Annotated in this window: 20 protein-coding genes; 18 read left to right on the top strand and 2 right to left on the bottom strand. The window is 48.7% G+C overall.

All coding sequences use genetic code 11. The annotated features are described in order from the left end of the window. The first annotated feature begins 6 nt into the window (after positions 1 to 6). Positions 7 to 1,956 (top strand): ATP-dependent DNA helicase, encoded by a 1,950-nt coding sequence (locus ACKTT9_RS18455; protein WP_407872736.1) that lies wholly within the window; start codon positions 7 to 9, stop codon positions 1,954 to 1,956. Between the two features lie 2 nt (positions 1,957 to 1,958). Here the strand turns inward: ACKTT9_RS18455 and ACKTT9_RS18460 are convergent, their stop codons facing one another. Then, positions 1,959 to 3,761, bottom strand: coding sequence for an ABC transporter substrate-binding protein (locus tag ACKTT9_RS18460; protein ID WP_407872737.1), 1,803 nt, complete (start codon positions 3,759 to 3,761; stop codon positions 1,959 to 1,961). A gap of 140 nt (positions 3,762 to 3,901) precedes the next feature. On the opposite strand from ACKTT9_RS18460, the gene ACKTT9_RS18465 reads away from it, so the two are divergent. From ACKTT9_RS18465 to ACKTT9_RS18490, 6 genes are all read left to right on the top strand, one after another. Further along, entirely contained in the window at positions 3,902 to 5,419 is a 1,518-nt protein-coding gene (locus ACKTT9_RS18465) for a DUF4153 domain-containing protein (protein WP_407872738.1), read from the top strand. Positions 5,420 to 5,477: 58 nt separating this feature from the next. Then, on the top strand, positions 5,478 to 7,028 hold the full coding sequence (locus ACKTT9_RS18470; RefSeq protein WP_407872739.1) for an RNA polymerase sigma factor: 1,551 nt from the start codon (positions 5,478 to 5,480) through the stop codon (positions 7,026 to 7,028). A gap of 66 nt (positions 7,029 to 7,094) precedes the next feature. Beyond that, positions 7,095 to 7,874, top strand: a complete 780-nt coding sequence (locus tag ACKTT9_RS18475) for a VOC family protein (RefSeq protein WP_407872740.1) — start codon at positions 7,095 to 7,097, stop codon at positions 7,872 to 7,874. Positions 7,875 to 7,961: 87 nt separating this feature from the next. Further along, positions 7,962 to 8,798: a sugar phosphate isomerase/epimerase family protein gene (locus ACKTT9_RS18480; protein WP_407872741.1), complete on the top strand. Its 837-nt coding sequence runs from the start codon at positions 7,962 to 7,964 to the stop codon at positions 8,796 to 8,798. A 193-nt stretch (positions 8,799 to 8,991) separates the two neighbouring features. Beyond that, positions 8,992 to 9,597, top strand: coding sequence for a nitroreductase family protein (locus tag ACKTT9_RS18485; RefSeq protein WP_407872742.1), 606 nt, complete (start codon positions 8,992 to 8,994; stop codon positions 9,595 to 9,597). Next, entirely contained in the window at positions 9,551 to 10,852 is a 1,302-nt protein-coding gene (locus ACKTT9_RS18490) for an MFS transporter (protein WP_407872743.1), read from the top strand. The genes ACKTT9_RS18485 and ACKTT9_RS18490 overlap by 47 nt, the downstream gene beginning before the upstream one ends. 65 nt (positions 10,853 to 10,917) lie before the next feature. Here ACKTT9_RS18490 and ACKTT9_RS18495 read toward each other — a convergent pair whose 3' ends face one another. Then, a complete protein-coding gene (locus tag ACKTT9_RS18495) occupies positions 10,918 to 11,322 on the bottom strand; it encodes a CBS domain-containing protein (RefSeq protein WP_127457179.1) in 405 nt (134 codons plus the stop codon). Positions 11,323 to 11,576: 254 nt separating this feature from the next. Here ACKTT9_RS18495 and ACKTT9_RS18500 point away from each other — a divergent pair, with 254 nt between their 5' ends. From ACKTT9_RS18500 to ACKTT9_RS18550, 11 genes are all read left to right on the top strand, one after another. Beyond that, complete coding sequence (locus ACKTT9_RS18500) at positions 11,577 to 12,548, top strand: Gfo/Idh/MocA family protein (protein ID WP_407872744.1); 972 nt, start codon at positions 11,577 to 11,579, stop codon at positions 12,546 to 12,548. Positions 12,549 to 12,755: 207 nt separating this feature from the next. Further along, positions 12,756 to 13,898, top strand: coding sequence for an acyl-CoA dehydrogenase (locus ACKTT9_RS18505; protein ID WP_407872745.1), 1,143 nt, complete (start codon positions 12,756 to 12,758; stop codon positions 13,896 to 13,898). Between the two features lie 33 nt (positions 13,899 to 13,931). Further along, positions 13,932 to 15,041, top strand: a complete 1,110-nt coding sequence (gene mmgD, locus ACKTT9_RS18510) for a citrate synthase (protein ID WP_407872746.1) — start codon at positions 13,932 to 13,934, stop codon at positions 15,039 to 15,041. 39 nt (positions 15,042 to 15,080) lie between these two features. After that, positions 15,081 to 16,529 (top strand): bifunctional 2-methylcitrate dehydratase/aconitate hydratase, encoded by a 1,449-nt coding sequence (locus tag ACKTT9_RS18515; protein ID WP_407872747.1) that lies wholly within the window; start codon positions 15,081 to 15,083, stop codon positions 16,527 to 16,529. A gap of 50 nt (positions 16,530 to 16,579) precedes the next feature. Then, entirely contained in the window at positions 16,580 to 17,488 is a 909-nt protein-coding gene (prpB, locus tag ACKTT9_RS18520; protein WP_407872748.1) for a methylisocitrate lyase, read from the top strand. Between the two features lie 70 nt (positions 17,489 to 17,558). After that, positions 17,559 to 20,801 carry a fused isobutyryl-CoA mutase/GTPase IcmF gene (gene icmF, locus ACKTT9_RS18525; RefSeq protein ID WP_407872749.1) on the top strand — a complete coding sequence of 1,081 codons (3,243 nt, stop codon included), beginning with the start codon at positions 17,559 to 17,561 and terminating at the stop codon, positions 20,799 to 20,801. Positions 20,802 to 20,821: 20 nt separating this feature from the next. Beyond that, positions 20,822 to 21,832, top strand: coding sequence for a thiamine pyrophosphate-dependent dehydrogenase E1 component subunit alpha (locus ACKTT9_RS18530; RefSeq protein WP_407872750.1), 1,011 nt, complete (start codon positions 20,822 to 20,824; stop codon positions 21,830 to 21,832). 1 nt (position 21,833) lies between these two features. Continuing rightward, positions 21,834 to 22,814 carry an alpha-ketoacid dehydrogenase subunit beta gene (locus tag ACKTT9_RS18535; RefSeq protein ID WP_407873065.1) on the top strand — a complete coding sequence of 327 codons (981 nt, stop codon included), beginning with the start codon at positions 21,834 to 21,836 and terminating at the stop codon, positions 22,812 to 22,814. Positions 22,815 to 22,826: 12 nt separating this feature from the next. Then, positions 22,827 to 23,564, top strand: coding sequence for a dihydrolipoamide acetyltransferase family protein (locus ACKTT9_RS18540; protein ID WP_407872751.1), 738 nt, complete (start codon positions 22,827 to 22,829; stop codon positions 23,562 to 23,564). A gap of 27 nt (positions 23,565 to 23,591) precedes the next feature. Then, positions 23,592 to 24,770: an acetyl-CoA C-acetyltransferase gene (locus ACKTT9_RS18545; protein WP_407872752.1), complete on the top strand. Its 1,179-nt coding sequence runs from the start codon at positions 23,592 to 23,594 to the stop codon at positions 24,768 to 24,770. 22 nt (positions 24,771 to 24,792) lie between these two features. Then, positions 24,793 to 25,647: a 3-hydroxybutyryl-CoA dehydrogenase gene (locus tag ACKTT9_RS18550; protein ID WP_407872753.1), complete on the top strand. Its 855-nt coding sequence runs from the start codon at positions 24,793 to 24,795 to the stop codon at positions 25,645 to 25,647. Positions 25,648 to 25,666: the final 19 nt, after the last annotated feature.

Genomic DNA, 25,666 nt, shown 5'->3' on the forward strand with positions numbered 1-25,666 from the left:
TGTAACGTGGGACGGTATCCATTCGATTATGATCATTCACAGCCATTCATGCAGCAGGTGTCTGACTGGATTGCTGATTTATTTTATGAGGTTTTACCCGAAGCTGGGTTTGAAGTGCGCGATGAGCAGATCTACATGGCGTTCCAACTGGAGCGGGCTTTTGCGGAGAAACAGACTATTTTTGCAGAAGCTGGTGTAGGAACAGGGAAAACGCTTGTTTACTTGTTATATGCGATTTGTTATTCAAGACTCGCGAACAAACCGGCCATCATCGCGTGCGCAGACGAATCATTAATTGAGCAATTAGTTAAGCCAGGCGGCGATATTGATAAATTAATGCGGCACCTGGATCTCGTGATTGATGCGCGGCTTGCCAAATCACCTGATCAGTATCTGTGTCTTCAGAAGCTGGATGAAGCCCGATTTGGACACGAAAATATAAGCTTATACCGTGATCTTCATGCCGGATTGCCTGACTTTGTCCACACACGCGAGGCTCTGCAATCCTTTTATGCATACGGAGATCGGAAAGACTACCCGAATTTGAACGATGAGCAGTGGGAACGCGTTAGTTGGGATGCTTATCAGGATTGTTTCGTCTGCGATAAACGGCACCGCTGCGGTCAAACCTTATCCCGAGAGTCGTACCGGAAATCCGCTGATCTCATTATTTGCTCCCATGATTTTTACATGGAACATGTTTGGACGTATGAGGGTCGGAAGCGGGAAGGTCAGTTGCCACTATTGCCGGAGCATTGTGCGGTTGTTTTCGATGAAGGACATTTGATGGAGTCGGCTGCACAGAAAGCTTTGACGTACAAATTAAAGCATACCGTTTTTGAAGAGTTGGTAGTCCGGTTGTTAAAAGGGGAAGTGCGCGAGACGTTAGCCGTCTGTATTGACCAGGCGATTGAGCAAAGCGAATACATGTTCGAAGTGCTGGAAAGCTGCTGCCGACCAATCCCGGGATCGGACCGTAAACAGATTGTGATGAATGAGCAATTGCTGCGTGAGATTCACCGATTGTGTGATATTTTATCACAGATTGAAGAAGAGCTTGTCTTCGAGAGCGAAATGTTCACTTTGAATGATTATCAGCTCAAAATTGTCGAAGAGCATTTGGAAATGATGCAGAAGGCGCTGGCGTTATTCCGTCATGATCAAGCTTTCATCTGTTGGGCAACGGAAAGTATTACAGGATTAAGCTTAGTGGTCATGCCAAGAACAGTGAAAGAAGTGCTTAGAGAGCAAGTGTTTTCAGCTAAAATGCCAATCGTTTTCTCCTCGGCTACGTTATCCGTAGAGGGAACGTTTGATTATGTGGCGGATAGCTTGGGATTGGACAAGTATTTATCGTTCTCCGTGGACTCGCCGTATGATTATGCAGAACGTATGGAAGTGCTCGCACCCAAATGGGCTTCTGGCGGCACTTTCCAGGAAAAAATGGAAGCAGCCGTCGAGCTGTTGCAAAGGACGGAAGGCCGGGCGCTGATTCTATTCCCGACCCACGAAGAGCTTCGACGGTTTAAGCAAGAGATTTTGAAGCGGAGCGAATGTGAGAAGCTGCGTTTTCTATTTGAAGGCGATCAAGAAATCAGCCATCTGATCGCGTCTTTCCAAGGCGACGAGCATAGCGTGCTTGCTGCGGTAAGTTTATGGGAAGGACTTGATGTGCCAGGTCCTTCACTGTCGAATGTGATGATTTGGGCGCTTCCGTTCCCACCGCAAGACCCTGTGTTTATGGCCAAACGGGAAGCAGCCGCGAATGCTTATGAAGAAGTGGACATTCCCTATATGCTGTTAAGACTGAGACAGGGGATCGGCCGCTTGATCCGTACGCGGGAAGATAGCGGAATTATCGCGATCTTTAGCGAGGAAATGCACACGAACGAAACGCTTCGTGAACATATTGAACGTGTGCTGCCTGCTGGAGTAGCATTGAAATATAGTCTGTAGGTTTACGTGAACCAAATGTCGCGAAATCGCACCCACCCGAGGGAATCGAACGAAATGCCGCGAATCGACGGGTGGTAAGCGGTTTTGAGATGTTTCCGATATAGAAAAAGCAAGCTGTAACGCTGCTTGAGCTGTGATTCTAACTGCTCGAGCAGCGTTTTTCTGCGTATTGGGTCGATTTCATTACGCAGCAGCTGCAAGCTGTCATCAAGCAAGCGCTGCACCTCAAGCGCCGCATGCTGCTGCATGCTTTTGTACATATCGTAAAGCCGCAGTTCGCGGTGCTCGTCTATCATAATGGCGAAAAGAACAAGATCAGCCGACATACGCAGTTCGCCATTGAATTGCTCGGCAGGAATGAGCATGATTTGGAGCTTGATGCCGGATAAAGCGTACATGTTCTGCAAAAGAAGCGCATCCTGCTCGTATTGCGGAATCGTAGCAAGCGTTAGCGTCTCCCCTTGATAACCGGCAGAGTGAAGCAGCTGCTCAAAGGTTGTTGATGGCGATGGATAGGGCAAGGGTGCAGGGGGTTCTTCTTGTACCTCTGTCGCTAGATTCGGGAAGAAAGAGTTTGCTTCTTCGATGACATCCCCGGATAGCTGCTCTAATAAATAAGCTCGATCTAATGCCAGACTGAGCGCTTGGCGAATCCGTGGATTTCGTAAGGGACCTTCTTTTTTCTCATTCACGGTCATGAATTTGGTTGTCATGCCCGATTGCCGCACCTGCTGCCAGCGCTGAGCGTCCATGTCCGAAATTCGTACATTATGCATGACTTGAAAGGGCTGCTTCTGTGTAGAGTCAGACAAATGTTCATTCTCTGGCAGCGTCCACACCTCGACACGATCCAAGAAGCCCCGGCCTTGAAAATAGGCAGGAAATGCCTCCAAAATCCAAATGCCGTGCTCATGGCCCGCCAAGCGAAAAGGACCTGTCCCGACAGGGTTCGTGCCCATCCAACCGCCGGCTGCTTCACACACATCTTCTGGTACAATCGCAGCACGATTCGTGCTCAAGAAACCCAGAAACAATTCGTTACGTTCTAGTAATCGGATAACAACGGTCGTCTCATTCGGGCAGACAATCTCCTTGATTCCCGCATAGGCCCAACTGTACAACCCGCGTGGCGCTAGGCGTTGAAGCCTCTCGAGCGCATACTTGACATCACTTGCGGACATTTCACGTCCATGGTGAAAGCGGACTCCTTTTCGGAGGTAAAACGTCCAAACGGTTCTTGTTTCATCAACCTCCCATGCATGCGCCAGATGAGGCACGATGTGCTCACCCTTTGAATCCATCCGGACGAGACCATCGAAGAGCTGATTCACAAGATGGGATTCCCCGGCGTAATGGATCGCAGCAGGATCTAACGAATGAATGGTTTGAGTCAGAGGAAAGCGCAGAACGTCCGACCGGCGATCACCCTGAAGCTCGGAACGAAACCCGAATTGACCAGATAACCAATCTTGGAACTGCTCTCGTAAGTGAGAAGAATGTTCGGTCGATTGCAGCAGCTCAAGTGCAGATTGCAAATCTTGCTTTGCCACGAGCTGTTTCGCTTCTTCCAAAAGTAATTGTTCTTTGCGCATATGAAAAATGAGGGTCGAGCGATTGCCGCGGCCCTTTTTGGGCTGCCAGGTGAGCCACTGTTCTTGCTGCATTCGCTTAAGAAGAAGCACCATATTGCGATGCGTGCAATCTAACTGTGCAGCAAGCTCTTCGAGCGTTGTCTCAAGAGGAGACTCTTCCTGAAGCTGTGGAAAGGCATGTCGAAGTGTCAAATAATGCTTGCGAATTTTCATTAAGTGCCTCCGTCATAAAATATGAAATAACTGAAAATAAACTTACACTTTTTGTTCTTGTTTTAAAGGTTACAATAAAAGGCAGGAATTATCAATTCCTTGCAATTCTATTTCGCTGTGACTAAAGGAGAGAAAGTTCAATGAGAGATCCAGCTCCATGGCAAAGAAAATATAGCTACATGTTAGCGTACGCTTGTTTATTCGGACTGCTGGTACAATATTTATTTATTGGCCGCCCAGCGGGCATTTCAGTTTTTCTAAGCGTTGCCGGCTTCTATGGACTTTATTTTTATTCGATAAAAGGCCGATTAGGCGGATTCGAGCCATGGAAAGGGCAGAGTACAGCAGGGTGGCTGCTTATGGTGCCGGTTGGCTTGTTGGCGTTGACCTATGGCTTGTTCGCAAACAACTTTTTTCATCTGCTAAATATGATCGCCCTGCCGCTTTGTATCGTGATGCAAACGGTCGTGTTGTCAAGGAACAGCAAACATGCGTGGTACCATGCCACATTTCTGCAAGACATGGTTAGGCATGTTATCAGCAGCCCGATTACGTATCTTCCTGTCCCTTTCGGGATGTTGAAAGCATGGCTGCCAAGCGGAAGTAACCATAAAGATTCGTCTTGGGGTAAAGTCGTAAAAGTCTTGGCCGGTTTGTTACTGGCAGCGCCAATCCTTTTTATCGTCATCGGGTTGTTAGCATCAGCTGACCAGATATTCTTTTCCTGGATCGCGGAGATTCCAACATGGTTCAGCGGCTTGTCCATTGGGGAAAGTGTAGGACGAATCGTTCTTGCGGTCGTGATTACCCTTTACACTTTTTGTTACATGTGGGGACTGCTTTTCCCAAAAGTTATCGAAGCATCGCACCCATTCGACAGTCAGAAAAATGAAACAGCTGCCGCTACAGAAGTCATAGTCCGGAACAAAGCGCAGCTTGACCCAATCACAGCAGGAACGCTGTTAGTATGTGTGAATGTTGTTTATGTGCTATTTGCGATTATCCAGTTTTCCTATTTATTCGGGGCTGCAGATGGCCTACTGCCATCCGGTGTGGCGTATGCGGAATATGCGCGCAGAGGTTTCGCCGAACTGGTTGTTGTCGCACTGATTAATGTATCGCTGCTATTCCCTGGTTTACATTGGATACGTTCAAGCAGTCCATTAGGAGAAAAAATCCGAAAAGTGCTGCTTACTCTGCTGGTAACCTGCACGATTGTCATGCTAATCTCCGCCTATGGAAGGCTTTCGCTCTATGAAGAAGCTTATGGATTTACACAAACGAGACTGCTTGTCCATGGGTTTATGATCTTCCTTGGTATTTTGTTTATCCTTGCATTTTTCCGGATTTGGATAGAAAAGATGTCGATGTCAAGAGCCTACATAACGACGGCCATACTTGCCTATTTGGTGATGAACTACATGAATCTCGACCACCGGATTGCCATTAACAATATGGAGCGTTACGAAAAAACGGGTGTCATCGATCTTGAATATTTGGGAAGACTTTCTACCGACGTGGTTCCCGCTTTGAAGGAGCTGAAGGTTAAGCATCCCGAGCTAAGTTCTGTTCAACAAACCATAGATCGTGTGATGAGTGATCAAAAGAACAAAACTTGGCCATCCTGGAATCTATCCAGCTATCGTGCGAATAGGTAGGAAAATCGGTCTTTATTAGCGAATATAGACGGGAAATAAACATGGCAGGAGGTTGCCAGTGGGGGACCATAATGAATTGCCCGATCTTATACGCCGCGTCAAAGAGGGAGATTCGATTGCTTTTGAGCTGCTGCTCAGCGCCTATCGTTCAGCTGCCTTATCTTGGGCGCAAGCTGTCGTTCGCGATGCTTTTCTCGCTGAAGACGTGGTCCAGGAAGCTTTTCTGAAAGTAAAAGACAACATACACGATCTGAAAGACGAAGAGAAATTCGGTGCGTGGTTTCGGGTTATGGTTCGCCGAATCGCGATGAATTCGATTCGGAGAGCTGCTAACCGGAGCGAATATGTAACGGAGGATATACCGGAAACAGGTTGGGAAGCGTCTAGCGGGGGCGAAGCGTTCAGTCCAGAAGCCTGGCAGGAGCGAGAAGAAGGCGAAGACCTGATTCGCAGTTCCATGCGCCCGCTTTCTGAGCAGGCACGCGAGGTTTTAAGCGCAAATGCATTTGAGGATGCGACGACGGAAGAACTGGCTGCCCGCTTCGGGATGAAACCAAGCAATATTTACAATTTGCTGTCTCGCGCGCGAGTGAAAGCGAATGAAGAGCGATTCCGCAAGGAAATCGAGCGTTATCTGGAGGTACGGAAGAAGAGTGGTCACAGAGCCGCCAGAACGCTGCCGCTTCCGGTGTTTTCACGGCCTTATGCTTTTCTATCGGTTATGATTGGTGAAGCGCTTCGCACGGTAGGAGAGGAACACATTTCCCACACGGAACTGATGGGGATCTCAGGTGACGCGTTCCGTTTGAATGTGGCGAAAAGCTGTCATTCACATGGGATCTCAACGTTTGACTGGAGTTACACCGCCTATCGCATTCTGGAGAGGCTCGGCATTCGCGGAACCTGTTTTGGACGTCCTCAACGAAAGACGTTAACACCGGAACAGCAAGTTCATATCTTATCCATTCTTCATGGCTCTATCGACCAAGGTGTTCCTGCGATTATTTGGAACATGCAAAGCAATGAGTTTGGGTTTATCTATGGCTACGATGACAGCGAGCAGAAAATCCTGTATCTGGGTCATAATGGAGTGGAACGTATTGTCCGTTATGACCAGTTGGGACGAAAGGCTGATCAACCGCCATTGTTCGTACTTGGTATTCGCGGGAAAGTGGCGCCTTCTCAGACAGTGGACGCCACATTGCGAGCGATTATTGATCATGCAAGAGGGAAAGAGCCTCCTTTGGCTGGCTACGCCTTCGGTCTTGACGGTTACCGCCTCTGGCTGGAGGCAGTAGAGGATGGTTCACTTGATTTGCAGGGACATGCCTATCAAGTGGCGATTCTAGCCGAAGCTCGGCAGCATGCGGCTAAATATTTGCTGGAGCTGTCGAATAACAGCAACAATGTCTGGCGCAAGCAGCGGCTTGCTGAAGCGGCAGCGTGCTATACGCAAGTCAGTGAATCGTTTACTCGCTTGTATCCGAGTTTTCCATTCGGATATGGGGGCAGTCATGCAGGTCGAATGAGCAAGATTAGGGAGGAACTACGGTTCGCTTGGGAGGCCGAAAAGGAAGGCATTCATATAATTTCAGCAATTGTGGAATGAGCGTGATAGAAATTACGTAGTCGCTGTGTCTTTAAGTTGAACGACTAACTAAGGAGGAAAACGAAGATGTCACATCCGATTAATGCTTTTATGCCAGCCGTATTTGTTCCCGTGCAAGATCTTAAACGCGCTATTGAATGGTATGCGAAATTGTTTCAGCGCCCGATCGTGCCGCAGCCTGATCAGGACACCCATGGTATTTATATTTTTGCTTTGGAGGAAACAGAAATCATTCTGGACAAGAATACCTGGGGGTCTCCACCGACAGTGATGTTCGATGCTCATGATATCCATGCTGCCCATCAATTCTGTGAGCATAGACCGCATACGGTATTAACAGAAGCTTTTACTGACGAGTATATATCTGTTTTTAATGTGAACTCTCATATGGTTTGTAAAGCGAATCGTGATTTAGGTCCAAAACCGGAAAGGCCCGCAAATGCCTGTTTACGAAAAATTAGCCGTATCTTGGCGCATACCGATGATATCGAGGATACGACGGCTTGGTATGAAGCTTTTGTGGGGAAAAGCGCTGGTTCAGACCCTCTTTTCGGCGACTTGCCAGCGATTCTAATGGATCGAGGCCCTCATTTACTTATTGACGATAATCGGCTGAGTCATTCCCAAAGCAAATACTTTGAGCAGCTCCAGGTGGAAACTCGCACGAATCCGATTATGATCATTGAAACGCCGAATTTGGGCGCTGCCCTTGATCATGTTCGTTCTGTAGGTGGTCTTGTTAGAGAGGGGATTGAAAAGCGGGTGGGGGTTACCTGTTTCGAATTTCAAGATCCTGATGGCAACGGATATCTGGTTGTGGAAGAAGTGGACAAAACAGCACAATAAGAGATGAGACGGCGAGATGGCATATGGTGTTCAGCGAGGCGAATTTGGTAAAATATAACCAAATAATGCTAGGGAAGGGTTGACCATATGCCATTTTTATCATTGACGAGTTGGAGCTTGCACAGACTATTGGGGCCATTACGCTGGACGCGTTGGGATGAATCAACACGCTCACAGATTACGGCTGCGCAAGAGCAACCGGAACATCTTACACTGCTTGAGCTTCCCGCTGTGCTGGCCGACAAAGGGTTTGCCTCTTTGGAGGTTTGTCATTTTCATTTTCCGGAAACAAGCGCATCGTATCTTACTGCATTGAAACAATCATTCCAAGCAGCGAATGTTCGCTTTTACACGCTGCTGCTCGAGTATGGCGATATCTCTAGCGCTGATGAGACTCGCAGAGCCTCGGACATCGCTTGGATCAAGGGATGGATCGATATTGCTGCCATTGCAGGAGCTGAAAGAGTTCGTGTGATTGCTGGCGATGCGGAGCCTTCAGACGTACTAGCTTTAGAGCGTTCCGCTAAAGCAATACAAGAATTAGGCGAATACGCCAGCTCACGCGGGGTTAGGGTGGTTACAGAAAACTTCCACTCACTGACTTCTGTGGCTGATAATTGCCTTGCTTTGCTGGAGAAATGCGAAGATGTCCTTGGGTTCACATCCGATTATGGCAATTTCAAAGGAAGCGACAAGTTCGAAGCGCTCGCCAAAACGATCCCATTCAGTGAATCCATCCATGCCAAAGCGCAAACGGATAGCGAAGGATATCCGGATGAAGAAGAGTTCGTTCGCTGCATGGAAATTGCGAAGCAAGCAGGGTACGAAGGGCCGTTTACACTCGTCTATGATGGACCTGGCGACATGTGGGATGGAATTGAGCGTGTTCGGAAGCTTGTTGCTCCGTATGTCACATCCATGTAAAGTTGTGCAATTTCCGATAAAGTTCATCGGAATATAAGAAATATTATTGACGATACTTCCTATACAGTGATACTGTGTATATACAAGGACTACCGTTCAAACGGAGACACTTTCTCTATCGAGAGAAGTTGTCTCTTTTTTTTATTTACCAGCCAATCAGGCATTAGTAGAAAGTAGAAAGGAATGATTGCATATGACAACCCATGCACAGCAAACTGTCTTACTCCCAGAGGTAGAGGAGAACCGGCAAGGAGATTATCCGGTTCATTCGCTATTTCTGAATCGTTGGTCCTCACGTGCTTTTGAACCGAAAGAGGTTGCCGACGAAACGTTGTATACAATCCTGGAAGCCGCGCGCTGGGCACCATCCTCAAGTAATATGCAGCCATGGCGATTTATCGTAGCCAAAACGGAAGCTCAGAAGCAGAAATTTCAATCGTTCATTAAGCCAAATAACCGCTTGTGGACGGATCATGCCCCAGTACTTGTCCTCGTTTTATCGCACAAGCTCCGTCAAGACGGAGCTCTGAATGGCGCCCACGCGTTCGATGCCGGTGCGGCTTGGGCTTCGATTGCTTTTCAAGCCCATTTACTGGGTCTTGCAACACGAGCTGTCGGTGGCTATGACAGAGACATCGCCCGTGAAGTCCTCGGCGTACCCGAGGACTATGACCTGCATGCGGTGATCACTCTAGGCTATCGCGGTGCCAGTGAGCGTTTGCCAAGTGAACTGCAAGAGCGCGAACTGCCGAATGGCCGCCGTCCGCTTAGCGAAAGCATTATCGAAGGCTCCTTCTAGTTGGATGGAGTCATGGAGAAAACAGTTTGCTGCTTTGTTAACCGTTCAACTGCTGGTTTCAACAGCGCATGGCATGTTTATCCCATTGCTGCCTGGGTTTCTTCATGTCATCGGTCATGTTAGTGGAGAATCACTGTACATCTGGTCAGGTGTGATATTCTCGGCCAACTTTGTTGCGATGATGGTTGCGATTCCTTTTCTGGGTCGTATCGGGGATCGGTATGGCCGTAAGCCAGTCATGCTGTGGTCCGGTTTAGGCATGGCGATCATTACAGCGTTAATGCCGCTTGCCGCGGAGCCATGGCAGTTAGCTTTGCTGCGATTATTACAAGGCTGCTTTACTGGCATACTGCCATTTACGATGGTGCTAGTCCTGATCGGCGCTCCAGATAAGCAAGTCGGTGTTTCCGCAGGTAAATTGCAAGTGATGGGCGAGACAGGATCACTAATCGGACCGCTGATCGCCTCATCTTTGCTTTCTTTTCTATCCGTAAGAAGTGCTTATCCAGCCATGAGTGTTTTTATTTTACTTGCGACTGTATGCGTTTTGTTGTTTGTCAAAGACAAAACCCAAGTGAGAGATGAAGTTTCGAGGCCGAAAGGGACGCTTCTAGCCGATTGGCAGCAGATTTGGCATACGAAGCCATTGCCGTCTTTACTGATAAGCGCTTTATGTGTGAATTTTGCTTTTGTAGGGACGAATCCCATTCTTCCGTACTATGTGCAGCAGTCCACACACGTTTTTTCATTTTTTAATAGCCAATGGCTTCTAGGAATTACTTTATCGGCGACCTCTTTTGCTGTTATCATCTTTTCGCCGATACTTGGCAGGCTTTCCGACCAAATTGGTCCCTTATTGCTGCTGAAAATAGCTACGTCGACTGCGTTTTTCCTATGTTTGGTGCAAGTTTTCACACATTTGTACCCGCTTATACTTGGCTGTCGTTTTCTACTGGGGCTGTGCGTAGCAGGTATGATGCCGAATATCCAGGCACAGGTGAGAAAATTGGCTCGCCAAGGGATGGAAGGTCAGACATTTGCCATGGTGAATGCTTGGATGTTTCTCGGGTGCTTATTAGGCCCGTTATTAGGAGGTGTCATCATGGCACGTTTCGGCGTGGAGGGTTGGTTCATTACGGCTATGATTGTCTATGCCGTATCGTTCTGGCAATCATTCCGGATCAGTCGAATCCAGTTGATGACGGTTCAGCCAGAAAGAGGGCACGTAACTATCGCGGAGATAGGGGCCAAATAATTGTTGATCAGGGCGCTTTCAAAAATAAAAGGAACTGGGCGCACAGCGTCCAGTTCCTTTTTATTTTAGTCCGTAATGTTATTCATATAGTAGGCGATGATATCTTTGCGGCGAATAATACCCAAGAAAATTTGTTTGTCATCGACGACAGGAACAAAGTTTTGATCGGCTGCTTTGGCCAGCATATCCTCCATAAAAGCGTCAATGGAGACACATTCGTTGCGAATATGTTTTTTTATGCTGCTTACCGGGATCTCATCCATGTTCTCAAACGTAACGCCAGGCTTATTTTTGAGCGTCCACAACAGGTCGCCTTCGGAAAGTGTGCCAACGTACTTTCCACCTTCATCGACGATGGGAAGTGCTGTATAATAGTGCTGCTCTAATTGTTCCATTGCTTCCTTCATGGAAGAGGTTGACTTAATAAAGGCTACTTTGTCCTTCGGAAATAAAAATGAGGCAGTTTTCATGGTTAGTAATTACCTTTCAGGGAATTTTCAAAACATGATACATCCATTAAACCATACTTTCGGCAAGATGACCTTGAAAGATCTTGCCAAATTCGACAGAGACTTCATTATCATATACCCAAATCATGATAATTACTAACATTACGATTAAAATTTTATCAGAAAAAATAAGTAGAGAAAAGATTGGCATCTGCGTATATACTTGTCTTATGGGAATCTATGCTAATTTGAGCCACTAGGAGGCGTATATCAACATGTTGAAAATTGCAATTGCCGGAACAGGATGGTTTGCTGAGAAGCACGCAAGTTTGTTAGCTGCCAGGGAGGATGCGCAAGTCGTTGCTTTTCTTGGTTCTTCGCTGCCAAAGGCGGAGAAGATGGCGCAGAAATTCGCAGGCGCACAAGCTTTTGACGAGATAGAGATGATGCTTGATACAGTTAAACCAGACGCTGTATACATAAGTGTGCCGCCTATGGCGCATGGTAGTATTGAAGATGCCATCGTTCAGCGAAATATCCCGTTCCTGATTGAAAAGCCGATCGCGTTGGACATGGAAACGGTGAATCGCATCCAAGATCAGGTGAGTAGCAGGAATATCATCACCTCGGTGGGGTACCATATCCGATATACGGACACCGTGCAGAAGGCGAAAGAGCTGCTGGAAACCCGCAAAGTGGGAATGGCGGTTGGCAGTTGGTTAGGAGACATGCCAGGCGTTCATTGGTGGCGTAAGCAAAACGGATCCGGCGGTCAATTTGTCGAACAAACAACGCATATTGTGGATTTGGTTCGCTATTTGGTTGGCGAAGTGGAGGAAGTGTATGCGGTTTATGCACAGCAGCATATGCATACGAAGCACGACGGTGTTGAAGTGGCGGATGTCGGGGCTGTGACATTGAAGCTCGCAGGTGGAGCCGTTGCGTCTATCACGAATACGTGTATGCTGCCTTTCGGCCATCGATCGGGTTTGGAACTGTTTACGGATAAAGGTGTTCTGGAAATTCATCAAAATCGGTTCTTAAAGAATCATGAAAGTACGCAAACAACGGAGTATAAGAACCTCCTCAATCCTTATGAAATTGAAACGGATGCTTTCTTGCATGCCATCAAAACCGGAGACCGGTCGCGGATTTTGACAGATTACGCCGACGCCGCGGTCACGCTTCGCATTACTTTAGCAGCATTGGAGTCCTCTGTAAGCGGAATGCCTATTAAATTAAGATAGTCATGAGAACAAACATCGCGAAATTGCGGTGTTTTTTTCATGGGCGGGTAAATTCATAGCCTGTCAGGTATAAGCCTTCAGAAAGGCGTGTATATATAAAACATGTTATTGGAAGCGGTTACAACTTGTCCCATGAAGAAGCAAATCACCGATCTTATCCTCGGCTAAACATGCAGGAATAGCGATCATGTCGAAGGAGGCGGTCATATGGAACTGTCCTTGACGGAAGAACAGAATATGATTCGTGCTATGGTGCGGGATTTTGCCAAAAACGAAATTGAACCTACGGCTGCTCAAAGGGATGAAGAAGAGCGATTCGATCGGACTCTATTCGATAAAATGGGCGAGCTTGGCCTGACGGGAATCCCGTGGCCTGAAGAGTACGGGGGGATCGGATCTGATTTCTTGACGTATGCCATCGTCGTCGAGGAGCTCTCGAAAGCCTGCGCTTCTACAGGTGTCATGTTATCCGTCCATACGTCATTGGTTTCATGGGCGCTCTCGAAATACGGGACGGAAACGCAGAAAAAGGCGTTTTTGACGCCGCTGGCTCAAGGCAAAAAGCTTGGCGCTTACAGCTTGACAGAAAGCGGTTCGGGCTCTGATGCAGGAGCAATGAAAACAACGGCTGTCAAGGACGGGGACCATTATGTGCTAAATGGTTCAAAGCTATTTGTCACCAATGGCGGAGAAGCGGACGTCTATATCGTATTTGCGATGACGGATCCAGTAAACAAGAAGCGCGGGTGCAGCGCATTTCTTGTGGAGAAAGGGACCGAGGGCTTTATTTTCGGCCACAAGGAGAAAAAATTGGGCATTCGCTCTTCGCCAACGCTCGAGCTGCGATTTGAGAACTGCCGAGTGCCCGCAGGACATTTGCTCGGAGTAGAGGGAGAGGGCTTCCGAATCGCGATGCGAAGCCTGGACGGCGGGCGTATCGGCATTGCCGCGCAAGCGCTCGGGATTGCCCAAGCGGCGATGGAGGCATCGATTAGCTACGCGAAGCAGCGCAGGCAGTTCGGAAAGCCAATCGGTGAGCAGCAGGCTATTGCTTTTAAACTTGCGGATATGGCTACCAAGATTGAAGCAGCCAGACTGCTGACCTATCAAGCGGCGTGGAAGGAAAGCAAAGGATTGCCGTACGGGAAGGAGGCCGCCATAGCGAAGCTTTTTGCCAGTGATACGGCTGTCGCCGTCAGTCTTGAAGCTGTCCAAATTTTCGGAGGATATGGGTACACGAAAGATTATCCGGTTGAACGTTATATGCGCGACGCGAAGGTCACACAAATCTATGAAGGGACGAACGAAATTCAGCGTATTGTGATTTCCCGCATGCTGCTTGCCGACTAGACGCGGCAGGAAGAGAGAAAGGGGAGCGATGAGATGAGTAACAGCTATCACCCTGGACTGGAGAACGTTATTGCTAGTGAAACGGGAATTTCGTATCTGGATGTCGAGAAAGAAGAAATTGTTGTTCGCGGATATGACCTCATCGAGCTTGCGCAGCATGTTACCTATCTGGATGTAGCAGGGCTATTGCTTGAAGGACTTCTGCCTGATGAAAATGAACGATCCTCGTTCGAAGAAAGAATTAAAGATGAATATGGATTGCCATCGAACATTTGTTCTATCCTTCGTTTACTGCCAGAGCAAGCGAACCTTATGGATGTACTGCGAACGGGGATTTCAGCTTTGGCCAGCTACGATGACGAGCTTGAAGATCGTTCTAAAGAGGCAAATACGCGAAAAGCGATTAGGTTGCTGGCAAAGGTACCGCAAATTGTAGCAAATGGCTATCAAGCCAAGACCAAACAAATGTTCGTAGAACCTCGAAAAGACTTATCCTATTCAGCTAATTTCTTGTACATGATAACGGGTCAAGTGCCTACAAAGATGGAAGAGGATATTTTTGACCAATCACTCATCGTCTACAGTGAGCATGAAATGCCGAATTCGACATTTGCGGCAAGAGTGATTGCTTCGACGCAGTCCGACCTGTATGGCGCGCTTACCGGGGCGGTTGCCTCGTTGAAAGGAACGCTGCACGGCGGCGCTAATGAAGCTGTCATGGAGATGCTGCTTGAGGCAGGTTCGGAAGGCAACTTGGAAACACTCATGTTAAGTAAATTAGCTCGGAAGGAACGCATTATGGGTTTCGGTCATCGGGTTTATATGAAAAAAGCCGATCCGCGCGCGTTATTGATGAAAGATGCGTTAGCTGCGCTTTCGTTAGAGAAAAACCAACCTGAGCTGTACACGATGTGTGTGGTTGGTGAAGAAATCATGAAACGTGAGAAGAATCTGCATCCGAACTTAGACTATTATGCAGCTCCTGTCTATTATTTGCTCGGCATTCCGATTGAATTGTTCACTCCGGTATTTCTCGCTGCCCGTACGATAGGCGTTAGCAGCCATGTGATGGAGCAGCACGCGAATAATCGGCTATTCCGGCCACGCGTCCTGTACACAGGACCACGCAACTTACATCCTTGAGCGCTGGAAATTCATTTGCCAGAAAGGACGACATTGTAAATGAGCGGATTTGAGAACTCGGCCGATAAGGAGATGACTTTTGACCCGTTAATTGAAGTAATAGCTGACTATGCACTGAACGCGCATATTGAAAGTGAAGAAGCGTATCGCATTGCGCAGCATGTGTTGTTGGATTCCTTGGGGACCGGCTTGCTGGCGCTGCGTTTTCCGGAATGTGTGAAACATCTGGGACCGATTGTGCCGGGAGCGAGCTTGCCTGGAGGCGCCCGAGTGCCGGGTACACGATACGAATTGGACCCGGTGCATGCGGCATTCAATATCGGGTGCATGATCCGATGGCTCGACTATAATGACACGTGGTTGGCGGCTGAATGGGGGCATCCATCCGATAATTTAGGCTGTATCGTGGCGCTTGCCGACTATATTAGCCGCAGTAGGGTGGCAGAGGGCAAAATGCCGCTCTACGTGAAGGATATTCTTACGATGTCCATTAAAGCGCATGAGATTCAAGGCGTACTGGCCTTAGAAAATAGTTTAAATCGTGTGGGATTAGACCATGTTCATCTTGTGAAAATAGCGTCAACGGCCGTAGCGACTGCCATGCTTGGCGGAACGAAGGCGGAGGTGTGCAGCGCGCTCTCGAATGCCTGGATAGATGGAGCCAGTTTAAGAACTTACAGGCATGCGCCAAATACAGGGTCACGCAAGTCCTGGGCTGCGGGGGATGCGACTAGTCGCGCGGTGCGTCTGGCCTTAATGGCTGTAGGCGGTGAGATGGGGTATGCAACCGCGCTTTCGGCCAAAACATGGGGTTTCCAGGATGTGTTATTCCGAGGCAAGGAGCTGATCTTAGGGCGAGAGCTGGGTTCCTATGTGATGGAAAATATTTTATTCAAAATTTCATTCCCAGCCGAATTTCATGCGCAGACAGCTGTGGAATGTGCGCTAGAGCTGCATCCATTGGTAAATGAGCGTATAGAGGAAATTAAGTCTATCACGCTTACGACACATCAATCTGCCATTCGGATCATTGATAAGAAAGGACCTTTGTTTAATCCGGCAGATCGGGATCATTGCTTGCAGTACATGGTGGCCATCGGGCTGCTGTACGGGACATTGACGGCTGAGCATTATGAAGAAAACATCGCGAAAGACCCGCGAATAGATGCGCTTAGGGCGAAGATGATCGTCACGGAAGAGGAGCAGTACAGTAAGGACTATCTGGACCCAGACAAACGCTCGATCGCAAATGCGGTGCAAATTCATTTTCAGGATGGCACCTCAACCGAGAAAGTCGACTGTGAATACCCGATCGGTCATCGCAGGCGGCGTGCTGAAGGCCTACCCAAGGTGATAGAGAAATTCGAGACGAACCTTCTGACCCGCTTCCCTAAGAAAAAATCGGCCGACATTTTGAACCTATCGCTTGACTATGAGCGTTTCATTCAGACGCCATGTCAGGAGTTTCTATCTCTTTTTGTTATTTGACCGATGGTATGCACCAAAAAACATGAAACATGATCATGCAGGAGGTTCCTATGGCATGGCTCATTGAAGAAGAACCGGAGCAAAGGGAGTTAGCTGCTCGTTTTCGTCAACTCGTCGAAGCGGGTCCCATTGTCAAAATCCCCGGCGCTCACGATGGAATGGCAGCTCTTATTGCCAAACAAGCTCGGTTCGAAGCCATTTATCTCTCCGGTGCCGCGTATACAGCCAGCAGAGGGCTGCCGGATTTGGGCCTCATCTACTCTAACGAGGTGGCGGATCGAGCTCGTGAACTGGTTCGTGCGGCACGTCTTCCGCTGTTGGTTGACATCGACACCGGCTTTGGAAGTGTTCTGAATGCCGCACGAACAGCGAAGGAGATGGTGGAAGCCAAAGTCGCGGCCGTTCAACTGGAAGATCAAGAAATGCCGAAGAAATGCGGCCATTTAAATGGTAAAAAGCTGGTCTCCGCCGAGGAGATGATGCAAAAAATTCAAACGATCAAGACCGTTTCCCCCTCTTTATATCTGATTGCCCGTACGGACGCCAAAAGTGTAGAGGGAATGGACGCGGCGATCGCTCGAGCGAAACAATATGTAGCTGCAGGCGCAGATGCTATTTTTCCGGAAGCGTTGGAGAAAGAAGAGGAGTTTCTCAAATTCAGTCAAGAATTAACCTGTCCCTTGCTGGCGAATATGACGGAGTTCGGAAGAACGCCGTATTTTACGGCACAGCAGTTTGAAAGCTGGGGATTTCGCATGGTGATTTATCCCGTGACTTCGCTGCGTGTTGCGGCCAAGGCGATGGAGAAGGTGTTTGAGGAAATCCAGATGACAGGTTCGCAGAAGGAATCGTTAGACCACATGCAAACACGCAGCGAGCTGTACGATACGATTCGTTACTTTGAGTATGAAGCGCTGGATGGGAAAATTGCCAAAACCGTTTTGCCCGAGAGGGGCTAGGCCTCACTGATATCTTAATGTCGGTGGGGTTTTTGTGCACATCCGTCATCCGAGGAGAGGAGGTCCAGCGGTGTCATCAGGGAATCATAAAGTGCGATTCATCACTGCTTCCGCTTTGTTCGACGGCCATGATGTGTCCATAACGATTATGCGGCGGATTCTGCAAGCTAGCGGAGCGGAAGTGATTCATCTTGGTCATAACCGGTCGGTACAGGAGATTGTGCAGGCAGCGATTCAGGAGGATGTTCAAGGCATTGCCGTTTCCTCATATCAAGGCGGACATGTCGAATTTTTCACCTATATGATCGATTTGCTTCGTGAAAAAGGTGCTTCCAGCATAAAAGTTTTTGGTGGAGGGGGCGGTGTCATCCTGCCTTCGGAGATCAAACGGCTGCATGCGTATGGCGTTACACGCCTTTTCTCACCGGACGATGGCAGGGAGCTAGGGCTTCAAGGGATGATTTCTTACATGATGAAGGAGTGCGATTTCAGTACGGTTGCTACCGATAGGAAGGGAGCTAGCAGAACTGAAACAGCGAAAGATCACAGATCTCTTGCGCAGCGTATTACTGAAGCAGAACTCTCATGTGATAACGCAGCGGACAATCCGCCTGAACATAACTCGCCGTCACAGGTGCCGGCTTGCCCGATTGTCGGCATCACTGGCACAGGAGGAGCGGGGAAAAGCTCCTTAACGGACGAAATTGTCCAGCGTTTCCTGCGGCAATATCCGGATAAGACGATAGCGATTCTATCGGTTGACCCAACCAAACAACGAAGCGGGGGAGCTTTGCTTGGCGATCGGATCCGCATGAATGCTGTCCATTCCGAGCGCGTGTATATGCGCAGTATGGCTACACGCGGATCAGGTAATGAATTATCCACTGCGCTTAGCCCAGCAATCGCTGTTTTGCAGGAAGCGGGCTTTGATCTGATCCTTGTCGAAACAAGCGGAATTGGTCAAGGCGATCACCAGATCACCAAACTCGCGAATGTCTCCCTCTATGTCATGACTAGCGAGTTCGGCGCGCCTTCGCAGCTAGAGAAGATCGATATGCTTGATTACGCAGATTTGGTGGCGATTAACAAATTTGACCGGCGAGGGTCCGAAGATGCTCTTCGGGATGTGAAGAAGCAAGTGCAGCGAAATCACGGCAGATTCACTGAGCCTTATGAATCAATGCCTGTTTATGGCACCATGGCTAGTCAATTTAACGACGTTGGTGTGGATACGTTATTTCAAGCCATCATTGAGACGTTGAACCGCAAATGTTCACTGCAATGGCCGATTGATGGATTCGGCTCGGCTTCACACGCGAAAACGCATGTCATTATACCGGTGGATCGTACTCGTTATCTAGGTGAAATCGCTCAGTGCATCCGATCCTATCATGCTTTTTCGGAAAAGGAAGCGGAGCTGGCGAGCGCCTGCTACCGGCTCGATGGAGCGATTGCTGCCACAAGGCAAACTCTAGCTCCAGTACCAGATCCGGAGGAAAGTTTAGCTTCACTTCATGCAATGAAGCTGAATTATGAGAATCAAATGCATAAAGATACGCTCCGCATGCTTGCACAGTGGCCCGAACGTCAGAAACAATATAGCGGTAAAACGTTCATTACGCGTGTTCGGGAGAAGGAAATCGTGACGGAACTTACCACGACAAGCTTATCAGGAATGGATATTCCCAAAATCAGCTTGCCGAAATATAGAGATTCTGGCGATATTATTCGGTGGCTGTACCGTGAAAATGTGCCGGGAGAATTCCCTTATACCGCAGGTGTGTTTCCATTTAAGCGTACCGCTGAGGACCCCAAACGTCAGTTCGCAGGTGAGGGCACACCGGAACGAACGAATCTGAGATTCCATTATTTGTCCAAAAATGACCAAGCAAAACGTCTCAGCACAGCGTTTGACTCTGTCACCTTGTACGGGGAAGATCCCGACGAACGTCAGGATATTTATGGCAAAATCGGCGAAAGCGGCGTCAGTATCTGTACGTTGGATGATATGAAAAAGCTGTATGCCGGCTTTGATCTGTGTGATCCAATGACGTCTGTTTCCATGACGATTAATGGGCCTGCACCGATCATTTTGGCGATGTATATGAATACAGCGATGGACGATCAGATTGAGCGTTTTGCCCAGAAAAGCGGAAGAGAGCCAACCATGGATGAGGCGTCCGAAATTCGCAGGACAACGCTGAAATCGGTTAGAGGAACGGTGCAAGCGGATATTTTGAAGGAGGATCAGGGACAGAACACCTGTATTTTTTCTACGGAATTCGCACTGCGAATGATGGGCGATATTCAGCAGTATTTTATCGATCAGGAGGTACGCAATTATTATTCGGTTTCCATCTCGGGTTATCATATCGCGGAAGCTGGGGCGAACCCGATTTCTCAGCTCGCTTTCACGCTGGCCAATGGTTTTACCTATGTCGAATACTATCTGTCCCGGGGCATGTCGATTGATGACTTTGCGCCGAATCTTTCTTTCTTTTTCAGCAATGGGTTAGATCCGGAATATACCGTTATCGGGCGGGTCGCGCGCCGCATCTGGGCTACAGCAATGAAAATGAAGTATGGAGGGAACGATCGCAGCCAGAAGCTGAAATATCATATTCAAACTTCCGGACGTTCGTTGCATGCACAGGAAATGGATTTTAATGACATTCGAACGACCCTTCAAGCCTTGATGGCGCTGCTGGATAACTGTAATTCGCTGCATACGAATTCTTATGATGAGGCCGTAACGACGCCTACGGAAGAGTCGGTTCGCCGAGCGATGGCCATTCAGTTAATCATTACGAAAGAGCTTGGTTTCATTAAAAACGAAAACATGCTTCAGGGCTCTTTTATCATCGAGGAATTGACGGATCTGGTCGAGGAGGCTGTCCTGCAAGAGTTGGATCGCCTTAGTGATCGTGGCGGTGTGCTCGGTGCCATGGAGACTCAGTATCAAAGGGGTAAAATTCAGAATGAATCGATGCTCTATGAGATGAAAAAACATCAAGGAGACTTGCCGATTATTGGCGTCAATACATTTTTGAATCCTAATCCACCTGAAGGGGACATGGATATTCCGCTTGCCAGGGCATCGACAGCAGAGAAAGATCAACAAATTACCCACCTTCGGGAATTTCTTGATCGACATCAACAAGCAGCTCCAGCGGCTTTGCAGAAACTTCAGGGGGTGGCGCTCTCGGGCGGAAATATTTTCGCGGAATTAATGGAAACTGTCAAAGTGGCGAGTCTCGGGCAAATTACACGCGCGCTTTATCAAGTCGGCGGGCAATATCGCAGAAACATGTAAAAAACAGAGGAGGAATGGCGATGTCTTCTCAGCACATGCTCAAGCATCAACAGCTGGGTTTAACGGACGATGACGTGCTGAAGATGTATGCTTACATGCTGAAAGCGAGAAAATTCGATGAACGTGCTACGCTGCTGCAAAGATCAGGTAAAACGGCATTTCACATCTCCAGTATCGGCCAAGAAGCAGCACAGGTGGCGGCTGCATTCGCTTTGGATAAACAGCAGGATTATTTCCTTCCCTATTACAGAGATTATGCTTTTGTGCTCACAATTGGCATGACGGTCCAGGAACTGCTGCTGGCGGCGCTGTTCAAAGCGGAGGATATTAACGGGGGCCGGCAGATGCCAGGGCATTTTGGTTATAAAAAGCTCCATATCGTATCCGGCTCAAGCCCCGTGGCGACGCAGGTTCTTCATGCGGTTGGGATTGCGCTCACGGCTCTGATGAGGAAGGAAGAACATGTGGCCTTCGTGACTTTTGGAGAAGGCTCGAGTAATCAGGGCGATGTGCATGAGGCTTTTAATTTCGCCGGCGTATTCAAGCTGCCCGTGATTTTCCTATGCGAAAACAATCAATATGCGATTTCGATTCCAGCCCATCGGCAGGTTGCCGGTCGTGTCGTTGATCGTGCAGCAGGTTATGGTTTTCCAGGTCAACGCGTTGATGGCAATGATGCTCTGGAAGTTTATCGTGCCGTAAAAGAAGCCAGAGAGCGTGCCGTTCGCGGCTATGGCCCCACATTAATTGAAGCGATGATGTATCGAATTCCTCCTCATTCTACCGCAGACGACGATATGCTTTATCGAACGAAAGAAGAAGTGGATTACCACAAAGATCAGGAAGGCGTTCAGCGATTCCGGCGCTATTTGTTGGAGAGTGACGTACTTACTGAAGATTTGGATCGCGCCTTGCATGACAATATTGCCAAAGAAGTGAATGAAGCCACAAAATACGCTGAAAAATCGCCATTTCCGGCACCAGAGGATGTGCTTCGGCATGTGTACGCGGAAGATGGGGGTGAGGTTTGAGATGCCGATCATCACTTACTTGGAGGCTATTCGTTCAGCGATGTTAGAGGAAATGCAGCGGGATGAAAACGTGTTTGTACTAGGCGAAGATATTGGAAAAGGGGGTGTCTTGAACGCCACGAAGGGCATGCGCGATAAGTTCGGCGAGCTGCGGGTGCTCGATACGCCGCTTTCTGAATCAGCCATCGTAGGCGTCGCAATTGGGGCGGCGATGGTCGGTATGAGGCCGATTGCAGAAATTCAATTTGCCGATTTCATATTTCCAGCAGCCAACCAAATCATTAGCGAAGCCGCCAAGATTCGATATCGCTCCAATAATGACTGGCATTGTCCGATTGTCATTCGCGCACCTTATGGCGCCACAGGCGGCGGGGGCTTGTATCATTCACAATGTCCCGAATCGGTATTTTTTGGGACGCCGGGCCTCAAAATTGTCGCTCCATCCACCGCTTATGACGCCAAAGGATTATTGAAAGCAGCGATTCGAGACGACGATCCGGTTCTCTTTTTCGAACATAAAAAATGCTATCTCTCCGTGTCAGATGAAGTTCCTGCGGATGATTATACGGTACCTATCGGGAAAGCAATTACCCGACGCGAAGGTAAGGACATCACGGTCATCGCTTACGGTTTATCCGTCCAATATGCCATGAAAGCAGCGGCTGAACTGGAATTAGAGGGCGTCGGTACAGAGCTTCTTGATCTGCGAACGCTGCATCCGCTTGATAAAACGGCTATTTTTGAGGCTGCAGCGAAAACTGGAAAAGTTCTAATTGTCCACGAGGATAACAAAACGGGCGGTATTGGTGCAGAGATATCGGCTATGTTGGCTGAACACCTGTTGTATGAGCTGGATGCTCCCATCATGCGCTGCGCACCGCCGGACGTTCCCCCAGTCGGGATGGCGCCGACACTGGAGAAATTTTACCTGCCGAGTATAGATACTGTGAAGGATGCGATGCGCCAACTAGCGGAATTGTAGAGGAGGGTGGCTATGTCGCAACACGAGGAATCAGGTGCAACGCTCCCAGGCGATCAAATATTTCCTATCAGCCCGATGCGACAAGCAATTGCTTCCCGCATGCAGCAAAGTGTCACCGAAATTCCCCGTGCCTGGCTGATGATCGAAGTTGACGTTACGAATCTCGTCGCCTTGCGGCAAAAGCTGAAGGAAACCTTCTTGTTGACAGAAGGCTTTCCGCTTACAATCTCACCTTTTGTCATAAAAGGGATTGTGAATGCTTTAAAGGAGTTCCCGCTAATGAATTCATCATGGACCCCGGAAGGTATTGCTGTCCAAAGAAATATTCATATTTCCGTTGCAGCTGGCTCTGAGGATGAGGATGCTGTGATTGCGCCTGTCCTCCATCATGCAGACCGCAAATCCATCGCTGGCTTGGCGTTTGAGCTGTTCGATTTGCTCAAACGAGCAAAGGGGGGCACTATACGACCAGCGGATATGCAAGGCGGCACGTTTACTTTTCATAATACCGGAGCCTTCGGGTCGATGCTTTCATATCCCATTATTCAACACCAGCAAGCGGCTAGTCTTACCTTTGAAAACATTGTTCGGAAGCCCGTTGTGATTCAAGAAATGATCGCCATCCGATCCATGGTCTCGATCTGCCTTTCATTTGACCACCGGATTCTGGATGGGATGATTTGCGGTCGATTTTTGCAGCGAGTCAAGCATTATTTGGAAAAATATGATCTGGAAACTGTGATCTACTGAGGCTTTTCACCTTAGGAGGATTAACGTATGAAGGAAAGTGTCATTGTTGGAGGGGCTCGCACACCTTTTGGGAAATTTGGCGGCGGCTTAAAGGATGTCTCGGCAGTCGAACTTGGTGGCACTGCAATTCGGGAGGCGATACAGCGTTCTTCACTTGAGCCGTCTGTGATTGAGGCTGTCATTATGGGGATGGTCCTGCAAGGGGGAGCAGGGCAAAATCCTGCGCGTCAGGCTGCACGTTTGGCGGGCCTCGACTGGAGCGTAACGGCAGAAACGATCAATAAAGTATGCGCATCGGGTCTGCGAAGTGTCACACTTGCTGATCAAATGATCCGTTCCGGCGATGCCGATTGCATGATTGCGGGTGGAATGGAGAGCATGAGCAGTGCCCCTTTCTTGCTGCCAAGCACCCGTTGGGGGGCACGGATGGGGAATCAGACGACCATTGACTTGATGGTGCACGATGGTTTGCTTTGTCCATTTGAACTTGTTCAGATGTTCGTTCATGGCAGCAACGTAGCCGCAGAGTTCGGCTTAAGTCGTGATCGGCAGGATGAATGGGCGCTTCGCAGTCATGTTTTGGCGATTGAGGCAAGAAGGAAGGGCTACTTTGCAGAGGAAATAGTGCCTATTGTTGTGCAATCGAAGCATGGAACGAAGCGGGTCGACGAAGACGAAGGTCCGCGAACGGATACAAGTATGGAGAAGCTTGCTGCATTGCCGGCCCTGGTGAAAGGCGGAACGATTACGGCGGGAAATGCCCCTGGCGTTAACGACGGGGCGGCGGCGATGGTCGTGATGTCGAAGGATAAAGCATTAGCCTGCGGCGTTAGTCCGCTTGCAACGATTGTTGGTTCTGCGACTGTTGGTGAGAGAGCGCCGTACATTGCGACAACGCCTGCGTTAGCGATTCAGAAGCTTTTGCGGCAAACAGGCATCAAGCTGGATCAAATCAGCCGGTTTGAAGTGAATGAAGCCTTCGCTGCGGTCCTGCTGACCAGTGAACAAATGCTTGGATGGAATCCGGAACTCGTTAACGTGGGCGGCGGAGCCATCGCGCTTGGTCATCCCATCGGAGCAAGCGGAGCGCGGATTCTGCTCACCTTAATCCATGAGCTGCGAAGAAGCGGTGGCGGCTACGGCATTGCCGCAATTTGCAGCGGGGCTGCGCAAGGTGATGCCATTCTCATTCGGGTGGATGGATGAAAAGGTTGGAGGGAGCGGAGCTATGAACATACAGACCATCATGGTCATTGGCGCTGGACAAATGGGAAGCGGGATCGCACAGGTGGCTGCTGCTTCAGGTTTCCAGGTGCTGCTGCACGACACATCCCCGGAATTTCTGAACAGGGGCATGCAGGCGATCAGTAAACAGTTAAGCCGAAATGTGGAGAAAGGCAAACGGACACCTGAAAGCATGGCGGAGATTATAAGCCGCATACGACCAACTGAGTTTGTAGAGCATGCGGAGCAAGCAGATTTTGTTATTGAAGCCATTTCAGAAAATATGGCGTTGAAGGCCTTGCTGTTCCATAGGCTGGATAGTCTTTGCTCGCCTCATACGATCTTGGCAACGAATACGTCATCACTTCCTATTTCGGAAATTGCAGCTGTTACGGGACGTCCGGAGAAAATTATCGGGATGCATTTTATGAATCCAGTGCCGGTTATGCCTCTCGTAGAAGTGATTCGAGGGTTGGAGACGTCGCAGGAAGTATTCGAGGTTGTTTACGGGCTGAGTCAGCGTATGGGAAAAACACCGGTTGAAGTGAATGATTTCCCTGGTTTTGTTTCTAATCGGATCTTGATGCCGATGATTAATGAAGCGATTTTCACCGTATATGAAGGTGTAGCCTCTATTGAATCCGTGGATAAAGTGATGAAACTCGGCATGAATCATCCGATGGGACCGCTGGAGCTCGCGGATTTCATTGGACTGGATACGTGTCTTTCGATCATGGAAATACTCTATGATGGTTTTAAAGATTCCAAGTACCGGCCTTGTCCGCTGCTTCGTAAATATGTGAAAGCGGGGCGATTAGGGCGTAAATCGGGGCAGGGATTTTACTCTTATCAAGAATGAGTGTGGCGGCTAGAGGTGT

The organism is Paenibacillus sp. P36, from assembly GCF_045866505.1.
Lineage (GTDB): Bacteria > Bacillota > Bacilli > Paenibacillales > NBRC-103111 > Paenibacillus_E > Paenibacillus_E chondroitinus.

Coding starts and splice junctions, on each gene's coding strand:
- ACKTT9_RS18500 (WP_407872744.1), top strand. CDS start 11,577: ATGTTGAAAATTGCAATTGCCGGAACAGGATGGTTTGCTGAGAAGCAC.
- ACKTT9_RS18480 (WP_407872741.1), top strand. CDS start 7,962: ATGCCATTTTTATCATTGACGAGTTGGAGCTTGCACAGACTATTGGGG.
- ACKTT9_RS18530 (WP_407872750.1), top strand. CDS start 20,822: ATGTCTTCTCAGCACATGCTCAAGCATCAACAGCTGGGTTTAACGGAC.
- ACKTT9_RS18465 (WP_407872738.1), top strand. CDS start 3,902: ATGAGAGATCCAGCTCCATGGCAAAGAAAATATAGCTACATGTTAGCG.
- ACKTT9_RS18460 (WP_407872737.1), bottom strand. CDS start 3,761: ATGAAAATTCGCAAGCATTATTTGACACTTCGACATGCCTTTCCACAG.
- ACKTT9_RS18535 (WP_407873065.1), top strand. CDS start 21,834: ATGCCGATCATCACTTACTTGGAGGCTATTCGTTCAGCGATGTTAGAG.
- ACKTT9_RS18475 (WP_407872740.1), top strand. CDS start 7,095: ATGTCACATCCGATTAATGCTTTTATGCCAGCCGTATTTGTTCCCGTG.
- ACKTT9_RS18515 (WP_407872747.1), top strand. CDS start 15,081: ATGAGCGGATTTGAGAACTCGGCCGATAAGGAGATGACTTTTGACCCG.
- prpB (WP_407872748.1), top strand. CDS start 16,580: ATGGCATGGCTCATTGAAGAAGAACCGGAGCAAAGGGAGTTAGCTGCT.
- ACKTT9_RS18485 (WP_407872742.1), top strand. CDS start 8,992: ATGACAACCCATGCACAGCAAACTGTCTTACTCCCAGAGGTAGAGGAG.
- ACKTT9_RS18505 (WP_407872745.1), top strand. CDS start 12,756: ATGGAACTGTCCTTGACGGAAGAACAGAATATGATTCGTGCTATGGTG.
- ACKTT9_RS18545 (WP_407872752.1), top strand. CDS start 23,592: ATGAAGGAAAGTGTCATTGTTGGAGGGGCTCGCACACCTTTTGGGAAA.
- mmgD (WP_407872746.1), top strand. CDS start 13,932: ATGAGTAACAGCTATCACCCTGGACTGGAGAACGTTATTGCTAGTGAA.
- ACKTT9_RS18540 (WP_407872751.1), top strand. CDS start 22,827: ATGTCGCAACACGAGGAATCAGGTGCAACGCTCCCAGGCGATCAAATA.
- ACKTT9_RS18550 (WP_407872753.1), top strand. CDS start 24,793: ATGAACATACAGACCATCATGGTCATTGGCGCTGGACAAATGGGAAGC.
- ACKTT9_RS18490 (WP_407872743.1), top strand. CDS start 9,551: ATGGCCGCCGTCCGCTTAGCGAAAGCATTATCGAAGGCTCCTTCTAGT.
- ACKTT9_RS18495 (WP_127457179.1), bottom strand. CDS start 11,322: ATGAAAACTGCCTCATTTTTATTTCCGAAGGACAAAGTAGCCTTTATT.